A 20,161-nucleotide genomic window follows, 5' to 3' on the forward strand; every position below is an offset into this window, starting at 1 on the left:
TTGTATTAAAGATTATAAATTACAGTTTTTTATTTATGAGGACTTCCTCAAAAGTACTTTCATTGCCTGAGCGATCTACAGTAGTTACAGCAATAGCGCTTAAATAGACCTTTTCTCCATTCTTTCTCTCAACATACTGGCTAAATTTAGTTTCACTGGTATTGCGGTCAAAGATCTTGTAGCTCCAGCTATCTCCATATTTAAAATAAACAACATATTTAAACCCATCTTCAGCATTGACAGGAGGTACCCATGTAAGTTTTATTGACTGGCCTTCAGTAACTGTTACAACAACAGGGCTTTTGGGTGCTGTATTGTCTAACCACGGACTGGCAGGAACCAATGCCGGCTTTTTATATGGCCCTTCAGAAATGCTCTTTAAAAGCTCCGGATGTTTTACAAGAGGACCAATGCTCCAGTGCACTACTCCCGGATTATTTGGCGTCATACCACGGGTAATCATGATTTGGTTGATGGTTTCATCTATGTTTTTCTCATCTCCTCCAAGACCTACATTGATACCGGGCCACAGGTGACGTTTTTCAAAGTTTTGGCTACCCCACCATCCCAAAAGAACAGGAAAACTTTGGCCTTCGGTATTTATCTTCCAATACAACTGAGGCGTGTAGTAATCTACCCAGCCTTTATTAAGCCATAGTTTTGCGTCGGCATAAAGCTCATCATACTGATCATAGCCCGTTACCGATTTTGGATACCCTGGTCTCCAGATGCCGAAGGGGCTTAATCCGAATTTTACAGCCGGTTTTTCAGCTTTTATTTTTTTATAAAGGTTCTCTATAAAGTCGTTGACATGATATCTCCTCCAATCTGCTCTTGCGAGTTCTCCGCCTGTATTTTTATAGGCAGTCCAACTCCTGTCATCGGGAAAATCTTCTCCGTTATTATAGGAATCATAAGGATAGAAATAATCATCAAAATGAATTCCGTCGAGATCATATCTTTTAATAAGGTCCATTACAACGGCTGTTGAACGTTGTTTGGTCCCTTCTTGTGCAGGATCCATCCACCACATTCCATTCTTGAGCTTTACAACAAGCTCAGGATTGGTCTTTACTACTGACTCTTCACTAATCTCTTTGGAAGAATGATGTGCACGATAAGGGTTAAGCCATGCGTGTAATTCCAGCCCGCGATCATGAGCGGCTTCTATCCAAAAATGAAGCGGATCATAAAAAGGTTCAGGTGCCTGTCCCTGCTTTCCTGTAAGGTAATAAGACCAGGGTTCCAATTCACTCTCGTAAAGAGCATCTGCCTGTGGGCGAACCTGAAAGATCACCGCATTAAAATTGTTCTTTTTAAGCATGTCAAGCAAGGCAATCGCTTCCCTTTGCTGTTCTGCAACACTTAAACCGGGTTTGCTTGGCCAGTTAATATTGGCCACTGTGGCCACCCAGGCAGCACGGAATTCCCTATCGGCCTGTGGATGATTGACAGGTGCTTCAATAATCTCTTCAACAACCGCACCGGTGTCATTTGCCGAAGCTGGTGTAGGAGTTTCCTGTGGTTCGGCAGGTGCTTCAGGTTGGGGTACTTGTGCTACTTCCGAAGGTTCTTTGGGAGTAGGTGCTGTAGATTTTTGGGTTTTACAGGCCTGCAACAATAAAAGTATGCTGCAAAAAAGAATAAAAGAGGTTTTAATTCGTGTCATGATAGAAGTGTAAGGGATAGATAGACTACGCAAAAAAATATAAAAAATTGCCCCCCAGGTTTTCACCAAAGGGGGCTAATTTATCTGAAATACCGGCTGGGTTAATTAATTACCAGCCTGGATTTTGTTCCAGGTCAACCCCTTGATCGGCATAAAGCTTAATTTGATCTAGCGGTAGAGGCCTTAAGTAAACCCTTGGGTCTTCAAAAGTTCTTTGAACCTCTGGTGAAGATGCAGGTACAATGTAACCCTGCGTGGCACTCGCAGGTAACCTATTACCCTGGGCATCGGCTAAATGAATGGCAGAAAGATCTGCATCAGGATTTTGTGCCTGAAGTACTTCTTTATCAATCCATGCCCCCATGTTGATAGGGTAATTCTCTATTGTATCTACATAATGGTATTTACCCCAGCGCCTAAGGTCATCATTCCTGAAACCTTCCATCATTAACTCTACCCTTCTCTCTCTGCGAATTTCCCAGATAATTGCCGGTACACTTGGGTCCCTGTCGGGATCATCGTAAGTCTGCCCATTTACCGCTGGCATATCTCCAGCGAGTTGTAAAGAAGGTAGGTCAACCTCTGGTCTGGCACGTAGTACGTTAATTGATTTATCAAGATCTTCCTGTGTAAGTGCAGGTCCTCCTAGAGTGGCTAATTCGGCTGCAGCTTCAGCATAGTTAATCAAAACCTCACCATAACGAATAATAGGAGCATCGGTTGGGTTAAGGTTGGAACTTCCTATAGGTTCGTCGGCAATTTCTTCATTTAGGAATTTATGTACTGCCACCCCAGAGGTTGAATACCTGGCATCGGTTTGATTCACCCTTAATTCGTAAGGAACAAAGGTTTCAGACATTCTTCCGTCTCTGTTGGCGAATAATTCATCTACCCCGTGGTCTCCTTCATAAAGCGGAGATAATTCAACAGGAAGCCCATCTTCGGCCAAGTAAGCATCAAGGGCATCTTTTGATGGCCCGGTTTGAGGCTCCTTATTGTTGTAGCTATTAAGGGCGTGAGTAAGTATTCCCTCCTGATATTCACGGTACAAAATTACTTCTGGATCACTGGAAAGATCCAGCGAGTTGAACACAGAGCGATAATCTCCAAGGGAGAATTTGCCGCTTTTAATCACCTCATTCGCAGCCCATTTTGCAGCTTCTAAATATTTTGCCGCTCTTTCAGTATCACCGTTATTGTATTTTTGCCATGTTCCTTCAAAAAGGAATATTCTGGACATAAAAGCAAGTACAACGTTTCTATTGACCATTTGGCCTTCATTCTTCACATCTTCTCTCACGTTTTCTGCTGCATATCTAAAATCTTCCAGCACTTTGTCCATAACAAAACCACGAGAGTCACGAGGACGGTAAAGGTTTTCAACATCATTTTCGGCGATCTCTTCTTCATACCATGGCACATCACCAAAACGATTAACAAGATCATGATATTCAAGTGCTCTAAAGAAACGACCTATTCCTGTCCAGTGAGCGTTGGCTTCTTCATCCATATCGGCTAATTGAAGCCTGTCGATAAATATGTTGGCCTTAAGCACGAATTCAAAATCCCAATCGTCATCTGACGTAGGTGCAACTCTTGTGAATTGTGCAGGTGCCGATGGGGCAAAATCATCGTTTAAAATTTCTCCTGAAAAGTATTCTCCCCAGGTGTAGCCTGAGCCATACCCTACAAAATATTCTGGGTAAAAGCCGTAAGCAAAAGTCTCTACATTTTCTTCTGAAGTCCAGTAACCCGGATCTTCAAACTGGTTTGTGGGCGGCACATCCAGAAAATCTTTTTCACAGCTTATAGTTCCAAGGGCCAGAAAAAGCATTAAATATAATTTCGTAGTCTTCATACTTCTATTAATTTTTTATTTACAACGACGCTTGAATTCCAAAAGAAAGGTTTCTACGGAATGGGTACACACGTCCAAAAGTATTTGGATCGTTAAGACCAGCACTTGTGTAATCTACTTCAGGATCTAAAGGCATATCTAAATTATCCCATTCAAACAGGTTTTCACCACTAAAGTAGACCCTAAACTGGTTGATACCCAAACTCTCTGTAAGACTGCCCGGAAGCGAATATCCTACAGTAAGGTTCTTCATTCTAAGGTAAGACATATCCTGTAAGTAACGGCTTTGAGGCATAAAGTTCCTTATTTCATTTGACTGAGACTGGTCTGTTGGTCGTGGATAGAATGCATTGGTATTTTCAGGAGTCCAGTAATCTAATTGGTGCGCATACCAACCTTCATTGTAACGGTAACCCGGAATTACAACAGGCCCGTTTGCCCACATGTCCCTTTTTCCAACCCCCTGCATAAATACGCTCAGGTCAAATCCTTTCCAGTCTGCAGCAATTCTAAAACCATATTGCCAGCGAGGAGTAGAGTTCCCAATAACTTTCATGTCTCCCGAATCACCAACAGTTTCCGTTCCATAGTTAATCACACCATCCCCATTAAGGTCACGGTATTTTACATCACCTGGGCCATACTGGAACCAGCTGTTCTCGTAAAGTTCCTGTGAAGGGATTCCTGCTACAGGAGTGCCATCGGCATTAAAGTCACTTTCCTGTAACAATCTGTCGGTTTCATATCCCCAGATCTCTCCAAGCATCTTTCCTTCATAGTTATCATAAATTCTCATTGTCGTAGTGGCAAACTTCGTGATCTCTTCCTCGTAATCTGTCAAAGTTGCCGTGGCGCTGATATTCAATCCATTATTAAAAGAATGTTTAAAATCGGCGGCAATTTCAAAACCTGTAGTGGTCAATTCTCCAAAGTTTCTTTTTGGAGCGTCGGTACCAAAGGAACTTGGAAGAGTTACACCTTCACTGTGCATGTCGCTAACCACCCTTTCATACCAGTCAAAACTTAGTCCCAGCCTGTTCTGGAAAAACCTTGTATCAACTCCAAGATCGAGAGTGGTCACTGTTTCCCAGGTTAAGCTGGCAGGTTGCGCAGGAGGTGTTCCTACAGTAACCTTGTTAGAACCATCAATTATCCAATCTGAATCATCAGGCTCCATTATACGATAGATACTTTCTAAATCAGCATTTGGATTTCCCAAAGATCCCCAGGAACCTCTCAATTTCAGGAAAGACAGGTATTGCTTACTAAAATCCATATAATCTTCTTCAGAAAGTACGTAACCTGCCGAGAAAGATGGGAAGAATGCCCATTTTTTATCTGCTGACAAAAGAGAAGCTCCATCATAACGTCCATTCACTTCCAGTAACAATTTATCCTGGAAAGAATAGTTGATTCTTCCGAAGAAACCAAGATTTTTCCATTTGTTCCTGTCTCCATTAACAAATTGATCACCAGTCGCCAAATCTAATTCCCCCTTGTCTGGGTCAATTAAATTTCTCCTTTGGGAAGAATGGTACCAGTACTCGTACTCTTCGTAGTCTCCCCCTGCAATTATCTTAATATCATGATCTTCTCCCAGTAACTTATTGTATGTGGCAAAAGCTTTTGCTGTATTTCGGTTACTCCAGTCAGAGGCATATTCTACCCTGTTATATGACGCACTACTATACGGTTCATATACAAGGTTTGAGCCTGTAGACCAGAAATTATAAGCTGAAAGTACACCACCAACCCTGTGTTCATGGCCTTCGTTACGGTCATGGGTATAATCAAAATCAATAGAAAGATCATCAATAGGAGTCAATGTTCCTCCCAGTGTTATCCTTGTCATGTTATCTGTATACTCATTCATATTTGCCTGCTCTACTTCAGAAATGTGATTTCTGAACGGATGACCTTCATAAGTACCATAAGGATATACAGCCGGCCACCTGGTAACATAGTACCACGGATCGTATGTGGCACTTGAGAAATAGAAAGGCTGTGTGGTTGAAGAGCTATTATATTGAATGTTTGCCCGTGTAGAGAACCAATCGGTAATAGAAGAGTTAACACTAAGATTAACGTTATACCTCTGGTATTCATCGGGGTTTGTTTTTAATACCCCCACCTGGTCAAGGTATCCAAGACCAAGATAATAGTTTGTGTTCTCACTACCACCTGAAACAGATAGGTCATGCTTTTGTTGAGGAGTCCATTCCTTTACAAAAAGATCCATTGCATCCCAGGAACGGTAGAAGAATAAACGGCCATCCCTAATTTCAAAATCGCGTCCAAGCACCATTTCAGGGCCCAGATCCTGACCACCATATTGTTGTTCCCACTCTCGCATTTTTTGTACTGCAAGGTCGTCAAAGTACATACCAACAGTACCAAAAGAAGGAAGGTCTGGAATTCTTCTTCTCACAGCTGCAAGAGCCATTTCGGCCCCATCGGCTGCCGGTGCGATCTCAGGCATGGTAGTAGGAGTTTGCCAGCTGAAGTTATTAGAATAAGAAACTGTAGGAGCAGTATTTCTTTGTCCTTTCTTGGTGGTGATAAGAATTACCCCCCATGTACCACGTGCACCATATATAGAAGTTGAAGCTGCATCTTTTAGCACAGAAATATTTTCAATATCCTGCGGGTTGATCATTTGAAGGTTTGGCACCTCCACGTTATCAACAAGAATAAGAGGCTCAGCTCCCCCATCAGTCCCAAGGGTTCCCACATTACCACGGAGTTTGATCATTGGATTATCCCCAATTTGCCCACTTGGTGCACTAATTGTGAGACCAGGAGTGGTTCCCTGTAAACCACGGGCCACATCGGTAATAGGCCTTGCTTCAAGGACTTCGGTGTCTACTGTAGATACAGCCCCTGTAAGGTTTGCTCTTTTTTGAACACCGTATCCAACAACAACAACCTCCTGCAGGTCCTGCACATCGCTGGTCATTGTTACCTGAACAATATTTCTTCCTTTTACCGGAATTTCCTGGGTTTGGAATCCTACATAAGAAAAAACTAACACGGGATTATTCCCGGTTACATTCAGAGAGTATTCACCATCAAAGTTGGTAGTTGTACCCACTGTAGTCCCTTTTTGATAAACCGATGCTCCCGGAATTGGCATCCCAGATTCATCGAGTACTTGTCCTGAAACCTCTATTTCCTGCGAAAACGATTTCGTCAAAACGCCTAAAATAAAAAAGACAAGAAGCAGATGTAATTTTCTTCTCATAATTTAGTTTGAATTAAATAATCATTAGTTGATCTTATAAAAAAAGATGCAGCAATATAAGCTAAAATATACTATAATAAAAACCTTTGTTAAAATAAATAAGTCATCCTGAACATACTTAACTAAAAATTTTATATAAGTTTAGCATAAGTGTATCTTAATCAGTTTTCTGAGTCAAAATTTCTTAAAACTTTTCGGACGCTTTTATATTTCTCAAGAAGTCTTTTTGCTTCCTCTTCTTCCACCTTCAGCTCCTCCATGATCATCTTAACACCACGGTTAACAAGTTTTTTGTTAGACAACTGCATGTCAACCATCTTATTCCCTTTTACTCTCCCCATTTTGATGAGGCTGCTGGTAGAAATCATGTTGAGCACTAATTTTTGAGCGGTACCTGCTTTCATCCTGGTACTGCCGGTCACAAACTCGGGCCCTACCACTACTTCAACAGGAAATTCTACTGCTGCAGCTAAAGGACTGCTATCATTGCAGGTAATACACCCCGTTGCAATTCCTTCTTCCCTGGCTCTTTTTACACCGCCAATCACATAAGGTGTAGTTCCCGAAGCCGCAATACCTACAAGCACATCCTTTTTACTTATATGAAATTTCTCCAGGTCTTTCCAGGCCTGTTCCAAATCATCTTCTGCATTTTCAACAGCATGTCTCAGAGCATGGTCGCCCCCTGCTATTAATCCTATCACCCAATCTTCAGAAACACCAAAGGTTGGTGGACATTCAGAAGCATCCAGCACCCCCAATCTTCCGCTGGTTCCGGCTCCAATATAGAACAACCTGCCACCTTCCTGCATGCGGGTCACAATGACATCTACCAACTTTTCAATAGCAGGTAATTGTTTTTCAATTGCCAGAGGTACAGATTTGTCTTCGTTATTAATATTGGTGAGTAATTCTTGCGTACTCATTTTCTCAAGATGATCATAATTTGATGACCTCTCGGTTGTTGGTTTATTCTCCATTGCTGTATATATTCTGAAACTTATTTGATATTTGAAAAGACTCCCGGAATGGCTTTTTCGACACCCCAGTTTACGCCAGGTGTTCTGTGAAAATTAATATCGAGGGCTCTTAATCTATCGCCGTGCTTTCCAAGTCGTGTAGTAAATTCCTGATATTCTCTTTTATCTCCGCTAGTCCAGCCTACTTCTGCCGCTGCAATAGCGCGGGGCCAGAACCTATTGTCCATCATTTCGTCGCTGAGCACAAACTCACTCCAAACAGCTGCCTCAACTCCAATCACATTTTCATGGTCTTTTATAAAACTGTAAGTATCTTCAAGGCTAACCCCATCTTTTTTACACCAGTTATTGGTATTTTCCTGCCCTGTGACATTTGCATGATCAAGATAAAGCTGTGTACATAGGGAGTGGATTACTTTAATATCTTTCACTACACTCTCAACTTTTCCATGCCACCTCTGGCTAATAAGATTTGAACTCACCTCAGCTTTAGTAACTTCTTCCCAGCCAATAGTGGTTTTACCAAAAGACTGCACGATAGAATCTGCCTTTACAACAAACTCTTTATATCTAGGGTCTTCAATCTCATCTCCCCCAATATGCAGCCATGGCCCCTTGGTGATTTCGGCCATTTCTTCAACCACATCGGCCACAAACTTGTAGATCTCTGGGTTCTCAAGACAGAACTTGCTCCAGCCAACATTGTAATCTTCAAAAATCGCTGGCGGAATTGCCCTTTTTGGAGTTAAGTTGGAATATTCATCACAGTTTAATTCGGGGTAGGCCAGTAAAGCAGCATATATATGGCCCGGCATATCTATTTCAGGAATTATAGTGATATTTCTTGCAAGAGCATAATCCTGCAGTTCTTTGTATTCCTCTTGAGTCAAAAACCCTGATCTTCCCCTTCGTACTGAGCTATTCCCACCTACCTCGGTAAGTTTGGGCCAGCCCATAATCTCTATTCTCCAGCCCTGATCATCGGTAAGGTGCAGGTGGAGGCGATTCATCTTATACAGCGCCATTCTGTCAACGTGCCGCTTTAAATAATCCAGATCAAAGAAACTACGGGCCACATCTACCATGGTACCTCTCCATCCAAATTCTGGCTTATCTTCAATAGAAGTATGCCTAAGCACTACCTGATCTTCTAAACTTTGGCTTTCGATCTCTGCGGGAAACATTTGGCGCAGCGTCTGAATTCCGTAGAAAAGTCCGGCTTTTGAAGCAGCCTTCAGCAGAACGCCTTCTTCGGAAATCATCAATTGATAACCTTCTTCTCCTAAAGAAGAATTTAAGGAACTATCCTGTTCAATTTTCCAGTTTCCGCAGTTATCGGAAGCACTGGTAGAAACTGATAAGCCTGCTTTTTGAAGCAGAGTCTCAAGCCATTGAGAAGCCTCCTTTCCTTCTCCGGAATAGCAAATGGTATTTTGTTCAGGAATCACATAGGCTTTATCTTCCCAGCTCACCTGTGCAGGCAACGGGATTAAGGCAGGTATTTCGGGAATTACAGTAGCCTGTGGTGCATTTACAGTTTCTGTTCCTCCACAAGAACTAAGTACGGCGGCAAAAAGTAAGAAACCAAGGCCTCTAAAAAGGTATTTCATAATGACATTTTTGTAGGGTTATAAATTTCGACCGGGTTTTTTATTCCTCGTACCGATCCTCATTCTTAATTTTATCCATTTCGAGCAAGAGATCTGCCACCTGACGGGTTACGGCATCAAAAAACCGCTTCCCTTTTTCTTCGGAAGCTTTCCTGGGATCTCCAATACCAGTATCTGCCGACACCATGTGCCACTTTCTTTCACTCCAGGCCCAGCCCTCTTTGATGGCGGTTAACCTTGAATGTTTTTCTTCTCCATTTCCGGCTTCTTCTAAGGGCAGCACGAGTTCGGGTCTTAGGTGCAACATTAAGCTGGTCTCCATTTCATCGGCGTGGTCTCCGGCTTCTTCAAAGAACTCCTTCCGGTCTACCGTCTGAAAAAAACTTGTAGTCACAAGTAGCATTTTTGGATACTTTGCGCCTACCTCTCTCAAAAGGGCTTTAAAATTATTTCCGCCGTGACCGTTTAATAATAGTAGCTTCTTAACTCCACTTCTGTCAAGAACCTCTACAAGATCATTAAGAATGGCCAGCTGGGTGGAGGGGTATAAGTTCATACAAAGGTCAACTTCTGTCTGCCCGGTATTCACCCCAAACGGAATATTTGGCAATACGAGCACCTTCCCTCCTGCTTCCCATGCTTTTTTAGCAGCCTCGGCAGCAATTGCTTCTATCTGATAATTATCTGTAGCATAAGGCAGGTGAAAATTGTGAGCTTCGGTAGCGCCCCAGGTGAGCACAGCTACTTCAGTTTTTTGCTCTTTTACAGTTTTCCAGTTAGATTCTGCCAGTATGTAGGGTCTCATGCCTTTCTAATTTTGTGTCCTGCAACGGCATAGTAAAGAATAAACAAGTAAAGCGGTACAGCTATCCAGTAAGCCGATTGTTTATCTATAGCTTCAGCCAAACCACCATAAGCAAGGGGAATGACAGCACCTCCCGCAATTCCCATAACGAGTAGCGAGGAAACTGCTTTTGTAAGTTTCCCTACATCTGCCAGTGCAAGAGGCCAAATTGCCGGCCACATTAAAGAATTTGCCAGACCTAGAAGAGCGATAAATGCTACAGATATAAAGCCAGAAGTGGAAATTGCGCCCACAGTGAACACTACTCCAAGAATAGCACAAACTTTCAATGCATTTTCCTGTTTTATATACTTCGGAATAGCCACGATCCCTAAAAGATAACCAATAATCATGGCAGCCATAGTACCGGTGGTAAAGCCTTTAGCTGTTTCAAAATCGAACCCCTGAAAGATTCCGTAGTCAATGATAGTATCAACAGCGATAACTTCAACACCTACATATATAAAAAGCGTAATCACACCCAGAATAGCGTGCGGGTAATCGGTGATTTTTTTAGAAGTTTTCTGAAGAGCGGTAGCATCGTCTTCATCTTCGGCCTCAACTTCAGGAAGACTTGATTTATAAACCCAAAATGCCAAAGCGAGCAACACGATGATAATTCCAATATAAGGAGGAATTACACGAAGTGCCATTTCATCTAAAGCAGCTTCATCTGTAGTTCCTACAAGAACTTCAGCTTTATCTAACTGCAGGAAAACCCCTATCAAAATTGGCGCGATGGCACCTGCAAGCTTGTTACAGATTCCCATGATACTAATTCTTTTTGCAGCACTCTCTGCCGGCCCAACAATAGTTACATAAGGGTTTACTGCAGTTTGAAGAATTGCGAGTCCTCCACCCATAACGAACAAGCCCAGCAAAAAGATCAGGTAAGTGCGGCTCAATGCCGCCGGAATGAACAACACAGCTCCAAGGGCCATTACCCCCAAAGCCACCGACATTCCTTTTTTGAAGCCGAAATGATTAAGTGTCCTGGTAGAGATAGGTGCCATGACCACATAAGCGATATAAAAAGCAAAGGTTACAAAGTAAGCCTGAAAGGTGGTGAGTTCACAAGCAATCTTGAGATATGGGATCAAAAGGGCATTTAGCCAGGTAACAAATCCAAAAATGAAGAAAAGTGCCCCAATAATGATTATTGAACGGGTGGCACCGGAATCGTTAGCAGCTGCCGAGTTTTTGTTTTGAGTAGTTTTAGCCATAGGGAATTAAATTAGTAGTCTACAGTTTCAGGTGCTTCAGCCAAAATTAATGCTGCAGCCCCCAAAAGGGCAATATTTAAAGTGTTTGAAGGTTTAACAAGCAGTTGTTCCCTCACCTTCTTAAAAGGGAAACTGTCTATTGTGGTTTGAAGCCCGGCTTCAAAAAATGGAAAAGCTTTACTTATAGATCCTCCCAGTAATACAGCTTGTGGCGAAAGAACATTTAAAATGAGCTTTATAGCATTACCAAGATGTATCCCAAATTCTTCAAAAAGCAACAGGGCATCTTTATCTCCCGCCTGCGCCTTTTTAAAAACTTCGTTTCCGGAAACGCCATGTGCTTTAAAAAATTTCCCGCTACAATAATCTTCCACTGTACCGTCGAGATAAGAAATACCACCTATTTCCCCTGCACTTGAATATGCTCCGGAATACAATTGGTCGTGTATGATAATTCCGCACCCAAATCCTGACCCCAATGTGACGCCAACCATATTTTTAAAGGGTTTCCCCTCGCCAAACATCTTTTCACCCAGGGCGAAAACGTTTGCATCATTGGTCACACGAACGGGTTTGTTGAAACGTCGCTCTAAAAAGTCTTTTAGGTGTACTTCCTTAAAAGATGGGATATTCAACAGATCGAAAAGAATGCCGTTCTGCTCATCAACCAGCCCCGGCACTCCAATACCTATTCCGTAGAAATCATTCCCGGCAACCTCTAGGATTCCGGCGGAAAGTTCATCTAAAATTTGCTGTTTTGAAGCCGTCGAAGAGGTTGGGAAATCGGCTTCCTTAATTACCTGTGCATTTTGAACGACTCCAATCCTGGTTTTAGTCGCTCCTATATCTATACCTATTGTCCTGTAATTCATAGGAAATTATTACCGGCTATAGCCGCAATGAATTCTCCCCACCAACATTCAACAAGGAAATTCCCTTGAATTATGAGGGGAAGCTCTACAAAGAAGCCTTTTATTTTTAAAATATGCAAATACTTTTATAAATTTTTTATAAAAGTTATGCACAGAAAATCTAATTCAAAAATGCCATTTTTGACACCCAGGGTTAGCAGATAATTTTTCTTTACAGCCTTTTAAAAAAACTATATTTGTATCTTTTAAACAGAAAGGTTCTCTGCGAAGGAAAACTTTGTTGAAATTGATTTATGAAGAACATTCGGAATTTTTGCATTATAGCCCATATTGACCACGGAAAAAGCACGCTGGCCGATCGCTTATTGGATTCCACAGGATCTGTTACCGACAGGGAGAAGCAGGAGCAGCTGCTAGACAGTATGGATTTGGAGAGAGAAAGAGGAATAACCATTAAGAGCCATGCGATTCAAATGGATTACACCTATAAGGGCGAGCAGTATATTCTCAACCTTATTGACACTCCCGGCCACGTAGATTTCTCTTATGAAGTTTCACGCTCTATTGCTGCCTGTGAAGGAGCTTTACTGGTAGTTGACGCAGCACAGAGCATACAGGCACAAACAATTTCAAACCTGTACCTCGCACTTGAAAATGACCTGGAGATTATCCCTGTGTTGAACAAGGTAGACCTGCCAAGTGCAAATCCTGAAGAAGTAACCGATGATATTGTAGATCTTTTAGGGTGCGACCCATCTGATATTATTCCTGCCAGTGCAAAGACCGGACTTGGAATTACAGAAATTCTTGCCGCGATCATTGAACGTATTCCGCCACCTTCCGGAAAGGTAGATGCCCCATTGAGAGCTTTGATATTTGATTCAGTTTATAACCCTTTCCGCGGTGTTGAAACTTATTTCCGTATAATTAACGGTTCTATAAAAAAGGGACAGAACATCAAGTTTGTCGCCACCAATAAAGATTATTTTGCCGATGAAGTAGGTACTTTAAGGCTGAAACAGTTTCCAAGACAGGAGATTAAGACCGGAGATGTAGGTTACCTCATCACCGGGATAAAAGAAGCTAAAGAAGTAAAGGTAGGAGACACCATCACCGATGCAAAAAACCCTACCACTGAAGCAGTACCGGGATTTGAAGACGTTAAACCTATGGTTTTTGCCGGAATATACCCTGTAGATACCGAAGATTATGAAGATCTGCGCGCTTCTATGGAAAAACTTCAGCTTAACGATGCTTCCCTGGTTTTCACGCCCGAAAGTTCTGCGGCACTGGGATTTGGTTTCCGATGCGGTTTCCTCGGAATGCTTCACCTGGAGATCATTCAGGAGCGTTTAGAGCGGGAATTCGATATGACTGTGATTACCACAGTTCCAAACGTTTCCTACCACGCATATACGCATAAGAACAGAGACCAGGTGATCCTGGTGAACAACCCATCCGATCTTCCCGAACCTTCAAGTCTGGACAGGGTTGAAGAACCTTTTATTAAAGCTACCATCATTACAAAAGCCGATTTTGTAGGGCCGGTAATGTCTTTATGTATTGAGAAGCGAGGCCAAATTACCAATCAAACCTATTTGACAACCGACCGTGTAGAGCTATCTTTTGATATGCCTCTGGCCGAAATTGTATTTGACTTTTATGACAGGTTAAAAACAGTTTCTAAAGGTTATGCTTCTTTTGACTATTCTCCAATAGGTATGAGAGCTTCCAAGCTTGTGAAGGTTGATGTATTACTCAACGGCAATGTAGTTGATGCCCTTTCGGCTCTCCTGCACGTTGATAATGCTTATGATATTGGAAAGAAAATGTGTGAAAAGCTGAAGGAATTAATTCCAAGACAACAGTTTGATATTCCTATTCAGGCAGCTATTGGTGCCAAGATCATTGCCCGGGAAACTGTAAAAGCACTTAGAAAAGACGTTACCGCGAAATGTTATGGTGGAGATATTTCCCGAAAAAGGAAACTTCTTGAAAAGCAGAAAAAAGGTAAGAAAAGAATGCGCCAGGTTGGAAACGTAGAAATTCCTCAGGAAGCTTTTATGGCAGTACTTAAGTTGAATGATTAGAATCGTTTAACTTAAGTTAGTAGACTCTAGTTGGTAGACGGTAGTAAAATTGGTAAAGAAATATTACTAATAATACAACTGCCTATTATTTTAATCTTCTTTATGAGTCTTTTAAAGTTGTAAGTTGTTAATTCTATGATCCTTAGATGCCTTTAATTAACAACTTATGCTATTCAAATTTGAAGACTTAAAAGTTTACCAGAAATCCCTGGTTTTCATTGACGATGTCTATAAAATAACTCTTCAGTTCCCTCCAGAGGAGCTCTTTGGGTTAACCTCCCAATTCAGAAGAGCTTCAACTTCTATAGCTTTAAACATTGCTGAAGGTTCTGGCAGTACAGATAAAGATTTTAATAAATATCTTCGTACAACTTTTAACTCCTTGAAAGAGTGTGTAGTTTGCTCTACTCTTGCCTTTAGGCTGAAATTTATCAATAAAGAAGTTTATGATAACCTCAGAAAAGAGCTGGCAGAGATTTCAAAAATGATTGCTGGGCTTAGGAAATATCTCAACCAGAACAACCCAGAATATTGATACGAGCCTGTAATATTTGAGCCCGGACACAAATTTTATAAATTTGTAGATCTCTAATCCAAAACGGTAAAAATTTTCTACAGACTACAGACTACCGTCTAACGACTAAAGACTAATTGAATGGCCGGACATAGCAAATGGGCGAATATCAAACACCGCAAAGGAGCCCAGGATAAAAAACGAGCAAAACAATTCACTCGTGCGATCAAGGAAATCAGCGTAGCTGTTAAAGAGGGTGGAGGCCCAGACCCTGAAGCCAATCCCGCACTTCGTAATGCCATTTCTAATGCCAAGGGAGTCAATATGCCTAAAGACACTATTGAGCGTGCTATAAAGAAGGCAAGTGGGGCAGAGGCCGACAATTTTGAACTTGTAACCTTTGAAGGCTATGGCCCGCATGGGATCGCATTTTTTATTGAATGTACTACAGACAATACAAATCGCACTGTGGCTTCGGTCAGGTCGATCTTTTCTAAAAATGGAGGCAGCCTTGGCACCAACGGTTCCCTGGAGTTCCTTTTTGACAGGAAAGGTGTCTTCAGCATTGACCGTAAGTCTGTAACCTCAAGCATGGAAGAATTCGAACTGTCACTCATAGAGGGAGGAGCCACCACGATAGAAAAAGAAGAGGATCTAGTATATGTATATACAGATTTTACTGATTTTGGCGCCATGAATGCCAAACTGGAAGAGTTAGGCGTGGAGCCAAAAAATGCAGGGCTCCAACGCATACCCCTAAATACCGTAGAACTACCGATCCAGGAAGCTACTAAAATTATTGAACTTACTGAAAAATTTGAAGAAGATGACGACGTGCAGGACGTTTACCACAACCTCGAATTAACCGATGAGCTTCTGGAGGAGATCAATAGAGGTTAGTGGACTTACCTGCATTTTCTTTTATCAACATAAAAAACCGTTACGTTTCACTTATCAAGAAAACTATACACAGCTTCTTCTAGCTATAAAAAGCTTATCTGATTTTTAGGTTGTATGAATTTTAGTTCTCATCTAATGATTTAACTTTAAACAACTACAAATAAGTTTTGCTTTTAAGTTCTGTATTTTCTGAATTCTTGTATTTGAGATAAGTAAATCCGGGATGTATACAGAAAGAACCAACTTCCCCTTTTTTATTAAGGGCAATAAATGCTACCTGGAAATTCTTATAATCAGGATTCTTTTTGATTATTCTATCCATAGCAATCTCACAAGCTTCCTGAGGACTTTTCCCTGAACGCATAAGTTCAACTATGAGAAAGGTACTTACATTCTTAAGGATCTCTTCTCCAAGGCCTGTGGCCACTGCTCCTCCTACTTCATTATCAATAAAAAGACCTGAACCAATAATGGGCGAATCTCCCACCCTACCTCTCATTTTATAAGCCAGGCCAGAAGTAGTACAGGCTCCTGCTATATCTCCCTTTTCATCAAGACAAAGCATCCCAATAGTATCGTGATTTTCGATATTTATTATTGGTCTATACTCCTTTTCTTCAAGCCATTTTTTCCAATTAGCTTCTGATTCCGGTGTTAAAAGATTTACTGGTTCGAAACCCTGTTTTATAGCAAATTGATATGCTCCTTCACCAACCAGCATATTGTGTGGAGTCTCTTCCATAACTTTTCGTGCTACAGAGACAGGGTGTTCTATATTCTCAAGAAAACAAACACTTCCAAAATTTCCATTAGGGGCCATGATACAGGCATCAAGTGTCACGTTTCCATCCCTGTCTGGCGCTCCTCCCTTTCCAACAGTTTGATTTTTAATATTTGACTCCTCAACGCGTACTCCCTGTTCTACAGCATCAAGGGCAGATGCACCTTTGCTCAACAACTCTCCTGCAGTGCGATTAGCCTCGGCAAAATTCCAGGTGGTAACACTAATGGGTCCTGATGCTGTTTTATTTTCAAAAAGAGGCAGGTCCATAAATACATTTGCGTTGATTAATGGCAGACCAACACCGGCTGCACTAACTTTTGTTAGGAAATTTCTCCTTTTCATAATGTTCTCTTAGGTAAATATTTACTGATCATTTTATAGTAACAATCTTACTAATTTAATCTTAGTTTTACGTATTTTATTCTTTCACGCTCATAGGTGTATGTAATGTGAATATCCCCATTATTATCCTGTATTATAGCAGGGTAGCTATATTCTCCTTCACTCCTGTCTTCAAGTTTTAGAACAGGCTCCCAATCCTCTCCATTCAATGATATGGCCACAATAAGTTTATTACGCCCGTTATGCCAGTCTTTACCGCTCTTTAAGGGGTTGTATACCAATAAATGATGACCATTAGCTAAGGTGACAGCATCAACTCCTGAATTAGGATTTGCAATAGATGTTTTTTCCAGTTTTGTCCAGCTCTCTCCAAGATCTTTACTCAAACTCTCCATTAGAACATCCTGATCACTTCGGAAAAACGCTTTTAATACGCCATTATATTGAATAATAGCAGGCTGAATTGTTTTGAAATCAGAAATTGAATCTATGGGTACTTTTCGCCAGGTTTCACCGTCGTCTTCGGAAATTTCCACATGTGATTGCCAGATTTTACCATCTGTACTCTCCACACTGGAAGGGCTTATTATCCTGTTACCTATCTGTAAAGGTTTATTTCTAATAGGCCCCAGAATATTATCGGGGAGCCTCACCGGTTGTGACCACGTATTGCCGTTATCATGCGAAACTTTATACATGCCCCACCACTGTGAAGGGGAAGGCCCCACTTTGTAAAACAGAAACAATTTTTTGGATTTCGTTTTGAACAGAACAGGATTCCAGGTGGGGTAGCTGAGGGAATCATTCACTATTCCATCTGCCACTTTACGGGGTGATGACCATCCCAATCCCGATTTAATACTGGTGTAGATACTCACTTCAGGATGCCGTTCATATTCTCCCCCAAACCAGGCAGCAATAATTTCGCCATTTTCAAGTACTTCCATAGTTGAAGCATGGCATTGAGGAAATTCTGCTTTCTCAAAAATAAATCCTTCTTCTAAAACCGTAAGGGTACTATTTTCATTTTGAGCCCACATCCCGGTGCATATTATCAGAAAAAACAGCCTAAAGGTGAAAAAATTAATACTCATTATTTACAATAAATTTGAATCCTTCTAATTATTGGGCTAGCCCTTCAAGGCTTCCTACGATCAATCGGCCGTGGTAAGCCCTGGCTCCAATTAGTTCATGTAATTCATGAACATTAGATTTAGTAATCTTCCCGGCCGGCATGATTTCAATTTCAGAAGAAATCTTAATCATTTCCCTAAGCACCTCCATACCTTCTAAAGCCGTAATTTCACCTCCTGAAGATAGTATTGTTGTGACACCATTAATATCTGCTAACTCCTTGCAAGCCTGCAAAGGATTGGGAGTATCATCTATAGCTTTATGTATAACTACCTTCAACGGTTGGGAATAGTCCGTAAGCTCCCTTAGTTTATCCAGATTCAAGGTGTTATCATTATTTAATATTCCAAAAACCACACCCTCTACCCCTACTAGCTTACAAAAAGCTATTGAAGCTTTCATCTCATCAATTTTCTGTACACTGTACACAAAGTTTCCGGCACGAGGCCGAATCATCACGTGGACCGGTATTTTTATGTGCTCTTTTATTTTTAAAATAAGATCATTCGAAGGTGTTAGACCATCCATTTCAAGATCTGTACATAATTCCAGTCTGTCTGCTCCCTGTTTTTCTGCGATGATCGCCTGCTGAAGATTTTCAACACATGCTTCTTTAATAAAACTCATTTTATCTTCGGTTTTAACAGACTTTAAGTTATTTAATTGAAAGAAAAAGCCAGTGCTGGTGTTACTTGTTCATAATCAGAAGGTAAATTCACGATAACCTCATTATTCTTTATTTGCCATTTTAGTACTTCTCCGGTCTCTAATAACGTAAGTTTACTACCCTTTTTTGGCAGGTTTCCTTTCCATGAAACCATCTTGGGGGCTTCTTTCTCCTTTTTCACCAAAACAATGGCATATTTTTTACCTTCTTTCTGGGTGAAATAAGTAGTACCGTCTTTGTAATAGCCAAGGGTTCGGGTACTATAAATAGCCTCCCCGCTCTTTTCCAGCCACTCCCCAATTTCCTCCAGAACAGCAACTGCGTCCAGAGGAAAAGTTCCATCAGATTTTGGACCAATTCCCAATAACATGTTACCACCTTTAGCGACAACTTCAACCAGGTTGTGGATAACCTCTTCTGATGTTTTAAAATTGTCATTAGGAACATATCCCCAATTATCTCCTAAAGGAAGACAGCTCTCCCATGGATCCTCCAGCTTTTCATCGGGAATCTTTCTTTCTGGAGTCTGATAATTCTCATATGGCCCGTGCACGGTTCTGTCAGCAAAAATAATTCCTGGCTGTGCCTCCCTTGCCATTGCAGCGATCTTGTCCATATCAATATCCTGGCTCCATTCGGGAATTGGTGCCCCCCAGGCCCTTACTTCATCATTAACCGTTTCTTTGGGTCTAACCCACCCTCCATCAAGCCACAAAACATCAATAGAACCATAATCGGTCATTAACTCATTGAGCTGATTAAAAGTGAATTCTTTAAACTTGTTCCATCTCCAGGGATATCTATTAATATCATAATTATTATTTCTGTTTGGAGTGGCATATTTATCCCACCAATAATATTGCGAATGCCAGTCGGGCTTAGAGAAATAGGCTCCAATCATAAAATCTTTTTTTCTGAAGGCTTCAAAAATGTGCTTTGTTACGTTCGCTTTGGGATGATTCTTAAAAGGCCCGGCAGTTATTTTATAATCTGTTTGCTGAGTATCAAACATATTGAAGCCATCATGATGCTTGGTAGTAAAAACCAAATATTTCATTCCTGCAGACTCAGCCGCTTCAGCCCATTGATCTGGATCAAAATTCACTGGATTAAAGACTTTTTCCAAATTCCAGTACCACTTCTTGTAGTCGTTATAAGCGATTGTACTATCCCTTTCTATCCAGTCTTCAGAACAAATTGACCATGACTCAATGATACCTGGGACAGAGTATATTCCCCAGTGGATCAAAATTCCAAACTTTTGATCACGCCAATCTTCCAGTTTAGCCTTTACTAAAGGATCTACAGGGGCCTGATACTCTGAAGAACGCTGGTGCACATTATCTTTTTGTGCGTAGCCAGAATAGGATAATGATATACACACCAACCCTAAAATTATTGCTTTTATAGTTCTTTTATTCATGTCCTGAACA

15 protein-coding genes are annotated in these 20,161 nt (G+C 41.2%); 3 read left to right on the forward strand and 12 right to left on the reverse strand.

Annotation, left to right across the window (positions count from 1 at the left end; genetic code table 11):
• Positions 1-19 precede the first annotated feature (19 nt).
• The 8 genes from VS868_RS06770 to VS868_RS06805 all read right to left on the reverse strand — a co-directional run bounded on the left by VS868_RS06770 (position 20) and on the right by VS868_RS06805 (position 12,297).
• Positions 20-1,669, reverse strand: a complete 1,650-nt coding sequence (locus VS868_RS06770; RefSeq protein WP_345599639.1) for a family 10 glycosylhydrolase — start codon at positions 1,667-1,669, stop codon at positions 20-22.
• Between the two features lie 109 nt (positions 1,670-1,778).
• A complete protein-coding gene (locus tag VS868_RS06775) occupies positions 1,779-3,527 on the reverse strand; it encodes a RagB/SusD family nutrient uptake outer membrane protein (RefSeq protein WP_345599640.1) in 1,749 nt (582 codons plus the stop codon).
• A 19-nt stretch (positions 3,528-3,546) separates the two neighbouring features.
• Complete coding sequence (locus VS868_RS06780) at positions 3,547-6,768, reverse strand: TonB-dependent receptor (RefSeq protein WP_345599641.1); 3,222 nt, start codon at positions 6,766-6,768, stop codon at positions 3,547-3,549.
• A 161-nt stretch (positions 6,769-6,929) separates the two neighbouring features.
• Positions 6,930-7,748, reverse strand: a complete 819-nt coding sequence (murQ, locus tag VS868_RS06785; protein WP_266069808.1) for an N-acetylmuramic acid 6-phosphate etherase — start codon at positions 7,746-7,748, stop codon at positions 6,930-6,932.
• 20 nt (positions 7,749-7,768) lie between these two features.
• Complete coding sequence (locus VS868_RS06790; RefSeq protein ID WP_345599642.1) at positions 7,769-9,358, reverse strand: beta-N-acetylhexosaminidase; 1,590 nt, start codon at positions 9,356-9,358, stop codon at positions 7,769-7,771.
• Between the two features lie 40 nt (positions 9,359-9,398).
• On the reverse strand, positions 9,399-10,163 hold the full coding sequence (locus VS868_RS06795; protein ID WP_266069805.1) for a creatininase family protein: 765 nt from the start codon (positions 10,161-10,163) through the stop codon (positions 9,399-9,401).
• On the reverse strand, positions 10,160-11,425 hold the full coding sequence (locus VS868_RS06800) for a sugar MFS transporter (protein ID WP_345599643.1): 1,266 nt from the start codon (positions 11,423-11,425) through the stop codon (positions 10,160-10,162). Before VS868_RS06800 ends, VS868_RS06795 begins: the two co-directional genes overlap by 4 nt.
• 11 nt (positions 11,426-11,436) lie before the next feature.
• Positions 11,437-12,297 (reverse strand): ROK family protein, encoded by an 861-nt coding sequence (locus tag VS868_RS06805; RefSeq protein WP_345599644.1) that lies wholly within the window; start codon positions 12,295-12,297, stop codon positions 11,437-11,439.
• Between the two features lie 293 nt (positions 12,298-12,590).
• On the opposite strand from VS868_RS06805, the gene lepA reads away from it, so the two are divergent.
• The 3 genes from lepA (at position 12,591) to VS868_RS06820 (ending at position 15,801) form a co-directional block, all read left to right on the forward strand.
• A complete protein-coding gene (lepA, locus tag VS868_RS06810) occupies positions 12,591-14,387 on the forward strand; it encodes a translation elongation factor 4 (protein ID WP_345599645.1) in 1,797 nt (598 codons plus the stop codon).
• Positions 14,388-14,553: 166 nt separating this feature from the next.
• On the forward strand, positions 14,554-14,922 hold the full coding sequence (locus VS868_RS06815) for a four helix bundle protein (RefSeq protein WP_345599646.1): 369 nt from the start codon (positions 14,554-14,556) through the stop codon (positions 14,920-14,922).
• A 120-nt stretch (positions 14,923-15,042) separates the two neighbouring features.
• Positions 15,043-15,801, forward strand: a complete 759-nt coding sequence (locus VS868_RS06820; RefSeq protein WP_266069799.1) for a YebC/PmpR family DNA-binding transcriptional regulator — start codon at positions 15,043-15,045, stop codon at positions 15,799-15,801.
• Between the two features lie 154 nt (positions 15,802-15,955).
• Here VS868_RS06820 and VS868_RS06825 read toward each other — a convergent pair whose 3' ends face one another.
• The 4 genes from VS868_RS06825 to VS868_RS06840 are packed head-to-tail and all read right to left on the reverse strand — an operon-like array spanning position 15,956 to position 20,151.
• On the reverse strand, positions 15,956-16,927 hold the full coding sequence (locus VS868_RS06825) for a N(4)-(beta-N-acetylglucosaminyl)-L-asparaginase (RefSeq protein WP_266069798.1): 972 nt from the start codon (positions 16,925-16,927) through the stop codon (positions 15,956-15,958).
• A gap of 50 nt (positions 16,928-16,977) precedes the next feature.
• On the reverse strand, positions 16,978-18,021 hold the full coding sequence (locus VS868_RS06830; RefSeq protein ID WP_345599647.1) for a sialidase family protein: 1,044 nt from the start codon (positions 18,019-18,021) through the stop codon (positions 16,978-16,980).
• Positions 18,022-18,049: 28 nt separating this feature from the next.
• Positions 18,050-18,688 (reverse strand): copper homeostasis protein CutC, encoded by a 639-nt coding sequence (locus VS868_RS06835; RefSeq protein ID WP_345599648.1) that lies wholly within the window; start codon positions 18,686-18,688, stop codon positions 18,050-18,052.
• A gap of 32 nt (positions 18,689-18,720) precedes the next feature.
• Positions 18,721-20,151, reverse strand: coding sequence for an alpha-L-fucosidase (locus VS868_RS06840; protein WP_345599649.1), 1,431 nt, complete (start codon positions 20,149-20,151; stop codon positions 18,721-18,723).
• Positions 20,152-20,161 lie beyond the last annotated feature (10 nt).

The sequence above is a fragment of the Salinimicrobium sp. 3283s genome (genome assembly GCF_039602225.1).
Lineage (GTDB): Bacteria > Bacteroidota > Bacteroidia > Flavobacteriales > Flavobacteriaceae > Salinimicrobium > Salinimicrobium profundisediminis.

Coding starts and splice junctions, on each gene's coding strand:
- VS868_RS06770 (WP_345599639.1), bottom strand. CDS start 1,669: ATGACACGAATTAAAACCTCTTTTATTCTTTTTTGCAGCATACTTTTA.
- VS868_RS06775 (WP_345599640.1), bottom strand. CDS start 3,527: ATGAAGACTACGAAATTATATTTAATGCTTTTTCTGGCCCTTGGAACT.
- VS868_RS06780 (WP_345599641.1), bottom strand. CDS start 6,768: ATGAGAAGAAAATTACATCTGCTTCTTGTCTTTTTTATTTTAGGCGTT.
- murQ (WP_266069808.1), bottom strand. CDS start 7,748: ATGGAGAATAAACCAACAACCGAGAGGTCATCAAATTATGATCATCTT.
- VS868_RS06790 (WP_345599642.1), bottom strand. CDS start 9,358: ATGAAATACCTTTTTAGAGGCCTTGGTTTCTTACTTTTTGCCGCCGTA.
- VS868_RS06795 (WP_266069805.1), bottom strand. CDS start 10,163: ATGAGACCCTACATACTGGCAGAATCTAACTGGAAAACTGTAAAAGAG.
- VS868_RS06800 (WP_345599643.1), bottom strand. CDS start 11,425: ATGGCTAAAACTACTCAAAACAAAAACTCGGCAGCTGCTAACGATTCC.
- VS868_RS06805 (WP_345599644.1), bottom strand. CDS start 12,297: ATGAATTACAGGACAATAGGTATAGATATAGGAGCGACTAAAACCAGG.
- lepA (WP_345599645.1), top strand. CDS start 12,591: ATGAAGAACATTCGGAATTTTTGCATTATAGCCCATATTGACCACGGA.
- VS868_RS06815 (WP_345599646.1), top strand. CDS start 14,554: ATGCTATTCAAATTTGAAGACTTAAAAGTTTACCAGAAATCCCTGGTT.
- VS868_RS06820 (WP_266069799.1), top strand. CDS start 15,043: ATGGCCGGACATAGCAAATGGGCGAATATCAAACACCGCAAAGGAGCC.
- VS868_RS06825 (WP_266069798.1), bottom strand. CDS start 16,927: ATGAAAAGGAGAAATTTCCTAACAAAAGTTAGTGCAGCCGGTGTTGGT.
- VS868_RS06830 (WP_345599647.1), bottom strand. CDS start 18,021: ATGAGTATTAATTTTTTCACCTTTAGGCTGTTTTTTCTGATAATATGC.
- VS868_RS06835 (WP_345599648.1), bottom strand. CDS start 18,688: ATGAGTTTTATTAAAGAAGCATGTGTTGAAAATCTTCAGCAGGCGATC.
- VS868_RS06840 (WP_345599649.1), bottom strand. CDS start 20,151: ATGAATAAAAGAACTATAAAAGCAATAATTTTAGGGTTGGTGTGTATA.